Origin of the sequence: Flavobacterium sp. YO12 (assembly GCF_004119495.1) — a bacterium.
GTDB lineage: Bacteria > Bacteroidota > Bacteroidia > Flavobacteriales > Flavobacteriaceae > Flavobacterium.
Genome location: NZ_NRQU01000059.1, coordinates 23,675 through 29,674 on the forward strand (window position 1 = coordinate 23,675; position 6,000 = coordinate 29,674).

The following is a 6,000-nucleotide window of genomic DNA, read 5'->3' on the forward strand; positions in this document are numbered from 1 at the left end:
AAAAGTAAAAAGTGTATTTTTTATTAAATACAATCAACTAATAACACGTATACACTTTTACTTTATATTAAGACCTCAACATTTTCCTTGTACACTTGAAGTCTATAATATCAGATTATCACTAAAGCTATAATAACCTTGTGTTGTAATAATTAAATGGTCTAGGAGGTTTAACTCTAATAATTTACACGCTTCTTTAAGCTTTTTTGTAATTGACTTATCAGGCTCACTAGGCTCTAGAGTACCACTTGGATGATTATGAATTATTAGAATACTCGACGCATTACATTTTAATGCTATACCAAGAATTATCTTAATATCTACGACAGTTCCTGAAGTTCCTCCTTTTGACATTTCATAAAATCCTAGGACAATATTAGCTCTATTAAGAAGTACAATTTTCACTTCTTCCTAGAATTCTATTAGGTCTAAATCCCACTGTCTTAAAATGAGATTATACAAAATTTGGCTATTAGTTACTTTTATCCTTTCAATGCAATTGTTTGAATAGGATACTTTTATTTCTGCTACTTCCATAAAAAAACAAGTGTTAGAGCCTATATAGAATAAACCACATAAGAACTAACACTTTTTGAATTATTAAATAGACATTTCAGCTAAATGACTGCTACGAGAGAAGTTTTCTACTCTTGTCGCAAAGTCATTTTCAAAAGACTCTCTTTTGGAGCTAGTGGAACTAGGACTTTTTATCTCTGGCTGATAAACATACCTGTGAGTTAACATTATAATCTCTCCTGTTTCTTTAACAGTGTATTCATAAGGTTCCGAATCCATTTTTTTTATACTGCCAGGCATATCTGTTCCTAATAATGCTTTACAAGTTTCTTCATCAAATGTTGAAGAAATATTTGCTCTCTTTGCGGTGGCATAATATTGTCCTGTTTTAGTGCTTAACACCATTTCAATACCACTTTGAATTTCTAATACAAAGAATGGTTTACCCTCTTCTGCTTGTCTTTTTTGATAGTTTACAATTCGTACCATGCTTTTGATTTTTTTGAGTTGATATTAGCCTGATTCAAAAACATTACTTCTTCTAAAAAAATCACAGCTATCAACTTGAATTTTTATGGATGAAAAAAAATGTTTTTTAAATCAGGAGCAAAAAGCTTGTTCTCGCTCAGAATAAGTGGGGGTATTTAGTAAGTTAACTTGAGGAGGTAGGGGATCTTGAGGTGAAATACACATCTGTACTATTTAAATTTTCATTTTTATAAAATTTTTTGCTCCTCTATAGCACTTAATATTCCAGAACATTTAACTGCCATAAAACCATTCATTTTCTTGAAAAAAGTGACAAAATGGCATTTTTTACCAAATGGTTAATTTTTTGATAAAATAAATCTTAATAAACTAACCAATAAAAACCAATTTATGAAAAAAATATGCTTTGTAATTATGGGGTTTGGAAAAAAAACCGACCCTACATTAGGAAAGACGTTTGATTTAGACAAAACTTACCATAACATAATCAAGCCAGCAGTTTTAGCTTCGGGATACGAATGTGTCAGAGGAGATGAAGTACAAGAATCTGGCTTGATAGATAGAAGTATGTATGGTCTATTAATTTACTCTGATTTAGTTATCGCTGACATTACAACTTTTAACCCTAATGCAATTTACGAGCTGGGCATTAGACATGCTGCTAAACCATTTTCAACAATAGTTATGAAAGAAAAGGATGGAACCATTCCATTTGACATAAATCATAATAAAACATTCACATACTCACATATGGGGGAGGATATTTCAGCTACCGAGGCTAGTCGTTGCCAAGAAGCTCTAACCAATCTTATTTTAAGTGTAGAAAAATCACAAGAAGTTGATAGCCCTTTATTTCAGCACATACAATCTGTTAAGCCTTATATATTACCAGAAGAAGAGTATATCCATTTAATTCAGGAACTTGCTGAAAAAGAAAAAGTGCTTTTTGCATTAGTTCAACAAGCTAAATTTCATATGTCAAAAAATAATTTCGAAGAAGCTATAAAATGCTGGAAGAAAGCAAGCGAAAAAGTAGAAAATGACTCGTATTTTATTCAGCAGTTGGCTTTATGTACTTATAAAAATAAGAATGTATCCGAAAAATTAGCCTTAAATGATGCTCTTACAATAATCAACAAATTAGAACCAGACGGAAGAACCACAAATGACCCAGAAACTTTAGGTATTACAGGCGCTATCTATAAAAGATTCTGGCTTTTGGATAAAAGCGAAATGGAATATTTAGATCGAGCCATAAAATATTACAATAAAGGTTTTACAATAAATTCTGACTACTACACTGGTGAAAATTATGCCCTATGTCTAGATTTAAAAAGTGAACATATACAGGATGAGCACGAAAAAATCTATTGTAAAGTCGAGGCAAGAAAAACAAGAGAAAAAATTATAGAAATTATCGATAAACTAAAAGAAGATGAAGATTTCCTCATAAGAAGTGATCTAAATTGGATATATGCTTCTTTAGCGAATTGCTATTTATCTCTAAACAATGAGGAAGAATTTGAAAAATACGAGAAATTATTTTTAGAAAAAGCTAAAGCAGATTGGGAAATAGAAACCTACAATAAATCAAAACAACAAATTTTAAATCTAAAATAAATGTCTAAAAATTACAAAATTTTCGTAAGTCATGCATGGGCACATTCTCAAGACTTACTTTCGCTACAAAACCTTCTAAATTCTAGAGGTTACTTTAATGTAGAATTTACTGAAGCAACTAAAGAAATTCCTATAAATTCTCAAAATGCAAATTATATAAAAACGGTTTTAAAAACTAAAATTCAATCCTCTGATGTAATTTTGGCTCTAGCCGGAGTTTATGCCACCCATAGCGAATGGATGACTTGGGAATTAGACACGGCCCTTGCCTGTCAAATTCCAATTATAGGTGTTATTCCTTGGGGGCAAGAAAAAATATCTTCCGTCGTTTACTCTCGTTCTAAAACAGATGTTAGATGGAATACTGAAAGTATTGTAGAAGCAATTAGAAAATATGCAAAATAACGATATTATGGCACACAAATGCTTTATTTCCTTTAAAACAGAGGACATATCTTTTAAAAAATATATTCACGACAATCTAAAAGTGGATATGATTGACAAATCGTTACACGAACCTATCAAATCAGAAAATGAAGATTACATAATGAGAAAAATCCGAGAAGATTACCTTTCAGACTCAACAGTAACAATTTTTTTGATTGGAGAAAAATCTGCTGAAAACCTTCCTTTAGAAAATCAAAATTATTTAAAAAGAGAGTTGCAATCTTCATTATATCATAGTGAGGACAACACTAAAAATGGGATTTTAGGCGTAGTGTTACCTAGCATGTACGATAAAATTTACTCTGGAAAAGGAATATGTCGAACATGTGGCAAATCCCACAACTACATAAACATCAATAACAATACTGTTATATCTGAATTTGCTTACAATTATTATATCCCTAATAATAAATGCTCTTGGACTGAAGAAGATAGATATTGTGTACTAGTTAAGTGGGACGTTTTTTGCGAAACCCCTAATTATTACATTGATAAAGCTTTCAATAAAAGACAAGAAGATATTTCAAATAAAACTAAAGTAAGACCATAATGAAAAACAATGACTATCCTAATTACTTTATAGCAGGAGATGCTGTATCAACGAAAGCACAATCTAAGTATATCAATTTTGTAAAATATGATTTACTCTTGATGATTTTTTTCAGCACTGATTTCTATATACAACTATCAAACAGAAGAATCAAAGACATTTATATATGTTATTTCTGGTCTCATGTTACTCTTCGCTATGTTAATATCTATAATACTCAAAGCTAAAAAATACGAAGACACTTGGTATAGAGGAAGAGCATTAGCAGAATCTTGTAAAACATTAACCTGGAGATTTATAATGTGTTCCGAATTTTTTGAGAACAACATTCCTGCTGAAGAATCTGACCAAAGATTTATCAAAAGAATAAAGGAAATAAATAATGAATTTGCTGATTTAAATGAAGTAATAAGTGCAAAAAAAATAAATGCACCTATCATTACGGAAGAGATGAGAAAAATACGCGGCCTTTCTTTAAATAAAAGGAAAGAATATTACCTAGAAAATCGTATTGAAAATCAGATACAATGGTATTCTTCAAAAGCTGACAACAACAAGTCAAAATATGAAAATTGGTTTAGCTTGGTAATTATTTGTCAATTTTTAGCTTTAATATCCATCGGTTATTTAATTAAGTATCCCATGTCAGATTTTAACTTAGTCGGACTATTTTCTACCGTTTCAGCAAGCGGATTTAGTTGGCTTCAATTAAAAAAATATCAAGAAAACAAAGAAGCTTACACTACCGCAACCTCTGAATTGAACTTAATTAAGGCTGAGGCAAATAAGAACTTTTCAGACGAAGAATTCTCTAAATATGTTCTTGATTCAGAAAATGCAATGTCTAGAGAGCATACCATGTGGTTAGCTCAAAAAAGAATGTAGTATTATGGAGAAAGGTTTTAACAAAAGTAGCTTACTTGAAAGTATCAGGTGGGAAATAAAATCATTAAATGATAATACAATTAAAGAAAGACCTTGCGTATTTCTAAGTCATAAAAGAGAGGATAAAGAGGCATGCAAAACCATCGCCTCTTACTTTAGAGACGCAGGGATAGATTATTATTTAGATGAAGAAGATAAATCCTTACAATACGCATCATCAATAAATGATCCTGTAAAAATTACCGAAAGTATAAAAAAAGGAATTAGAGAAAGCACTCATATGATGGTTGTTATTTCTGAGAAAACATATAAATCGCTATGGGTGCCCTTTGAAGTTGGTTATGGTCATGCATCAATTTTGGATCAAGAAAAATTTGTGAATAACGAAGATTTGATTAAACTGTCAATTTTGATTTTAAAAGATATTGCTGAAAAAACTCTCCCAGATTACCTAAGAACTGGCTATATAATCAAAGGAACAAAAAGCTTGAATAATTATATCTCAAAAATCACAAACAGATCAGAGCAAATACTTATAAATGAAAAAAGAGTTTTTTCAAACTCTCAAAAAGCACATCCTCTAGACAATGTTTTAAACTGGACGCTTTAAGAAAACACTCCGTTGAATCGGAGTGTTTCAATTTAGTTTATTGAATATAAAAGTAAAACACAAACAAACCGATAAAGCTTCTCTTTTTTATAAAACATACTTGTCCCACATCTTTTAAAGGCTTCATATTTATGTCTTAATTTTCTTCTTTATATCTTTATATACCTCCATCCATGCTTGTGATTCATTCTTCCATTGTTCAATTGGGAGTAAACTTTTATTAGGTCCTTGTGGTGTGAAGTAATAATCTCCCATTTTTATCTCGTTCATTAAGCCTTCATCTCCAGTAACATTTAATTTCAAATCAAATATTGAACAACTACTTAAAACCACAGGTATAATTTCTCCCCTACCTGTTATTTTTTTTTGCATTGCCATTTGTAGTTCATAATCATAGATAAAATCAGAAGCGATAAAATCTTGACTAATCAAAAGAATGACAATATCAGCGTCTTCAAGATTTTGTAAAATTTCATCTTTTACTTTTACCCCACTCTGAAGCTTTAAATCAGTCCAGCTTTCGATTTCTTTATTTCTAACAAACCCTATTAAATATTTTGTTAGTTGCTCCATTTCTTTATAGTTCGCATGACTATAAGACACAAAAACTTTCTTCATCTTTTTTAATCTCCTATTTGTGAATATTTTATAAGCATACACTGCTTTTTCTTTCGGAGAATCTAATTGCACTACATTACTAACCATGTCATAAGTGCTTATTTTTGTTTCTTTTAGCTCATCGAATGTTGTTAAGTTGTATGCATTAACAAATACTTTACCATCCAATGAAATAAAAAGATCAGAAGGAACCTTTGAATCTATAACTTCATAAAATGCCTTACTAATTTCATATTTTATTTTCCAATCAGCATCATAACCTTTC

At 30.4% G+C, this 6,000-nt stretch carries 8 protein-coding genes; 5 read left to right on the forward strand and 3 right to left on the reverse strand.

The window, feature by feature from the left end; translation table 11 throughout:
- Window positions 1-102: 102 nt before the first annotated feature.
- The gene (locus tag BOW55_RS16615) at window positions 103-405 is read right to left on the reverse strand and encodes a JAB domain-containing protein (protein ID WP_371414533.1); all 303 of its coding nucleotides are present in this window, start codon (window positions 403-405) and stop codon (window positions 103-105) included.
- Between the two features lie 195 nt (window positions 406-600).
- On the reverse strand, window positions 601-1,005 hold the full coding sequence (locus BOW55_RS16620) for a hypothetical protein (RefSeq protein WP_129025085.1): 405 nt from the start codon (window positions 1,003-1,005) through the stop codon (window positions 601-603).
- Between the two features lie 390 nt (window positions 1,006-1,395).
- Between BOW55_RS16620 and BOW55_RS16625 the strand changes: the two genes are divergently transcribed.
- From BOW55_RS16625 to BOW55_RS16645, 5 genes are all read left to right on the forward strand, one after another.
- Complete coding sequence (locus tag BOW55_RS16625) at window positions 1,396-2,625, forward strand: TRAFs-binding domain-containing protein (protein ID WP_129025087.1); 1,230 nt, start codon at window positions 1,396-1,398, stop codon at window positions 2,623-2,625.
- Window positions 2,626-3,030 carry a TIR domain-containing protein gene (locus BOW55_RS16630; protein ID WP_129025089.1) on the forward strand — a complete coding sequence of 135 codons (405 nt, stop codon included), beginning with the start codon at window positions 2,626-2,628 and terminating at the stop codon, window positions 3,028-3,030.
- 7 nt (window positions 3,031-3,037) lie between these two features.
- Window positions 3,038-3,622, forward strand: coding sequence for a TIR domain-containing protein (locus BOW55_RS16635; RefSeq protein WP_129025096.1), 585 nt, complete (start codon window positions 3,038-3,040; stop codon window positions 3,620-3,622).
- A gap of 120 nt (window positions 3,623-3,742) precedes the next feature.
- Complete coding sequence (locus tag BOW55_RS16640) at window positions 3,743-4,507, forward strand: DUF4231 domain-containing protein (RefSeq protein WP_256371703.1); 765 nt, start codon at window positions 3,743-3,745, stop codon at window positions 4,505-4,507.
- Between the two features lie 4 nt (window positions 4,508-4,511).
- Window positions 4,512-5,117, forward strand: a complete 606-nt coding sequence (locus BOW55_RS16645; RefSeq protein ID WP_129025093.1) for a toll/interleukin-1 receptor domain-containing protein — start codon at window positions 4,512-4,514, stop codon at window positions 5,115-5,117.
- A 129-nt stretch (window positions 5,118-5,246) separates the two neighbouring features.
- On the opposite strand, the gene BOW55_RS16650 is transcribed toward BOW55_RS16645, so the two are convergent.
- Window positions 5,247-6,000: toll/interleukin-1 receptor domain-containing protein (locus BOW55_RS16650; RefSeq protein ID WP_164975056.1), on the reverse strand; the 754-nt coding region annotated here is incomplete at its 5' end.

Bases quoted from the DNA above. Each gene is read 5' to 3' on its own strand.
- BOW55_RS16620 (WP_129025085.1), bottom strand. From the start codon at position 1,005: ATGGTACGAATTGTAAACTATCAAAAAAGACAAGCAGAAGAGGGTAAA.
- BOW55_RS16625 (WP_129025087.1), top strand. From the start codon at position 1,396: ATGAAAAAAATATGCTTTGTAATTATGGGGTTTGGAAAAAAAACCGAC.
- BOW55_RS16630 (WP_129025089.1), top strand. From the start codon at position 2,626: ATGTCTAAAAATTACAAAATTTTCGTAAGTCATGCATGGGCACATTCT.
- BOW55_RS16635 (WP_129025096.1), top strand. From the start codon at position 3,038: ATGGCACACAAATGCTTTATTTCCTTTAAAACAGAGGACATATCTTTT.
- BOW55_RS16645 (WP_129025093.1), top strand. From the start codon at position 4,512: ATGGAGAAAGGTTTTAACAAAAGTAGCTTACTTGAAAGTATCAGGTGG.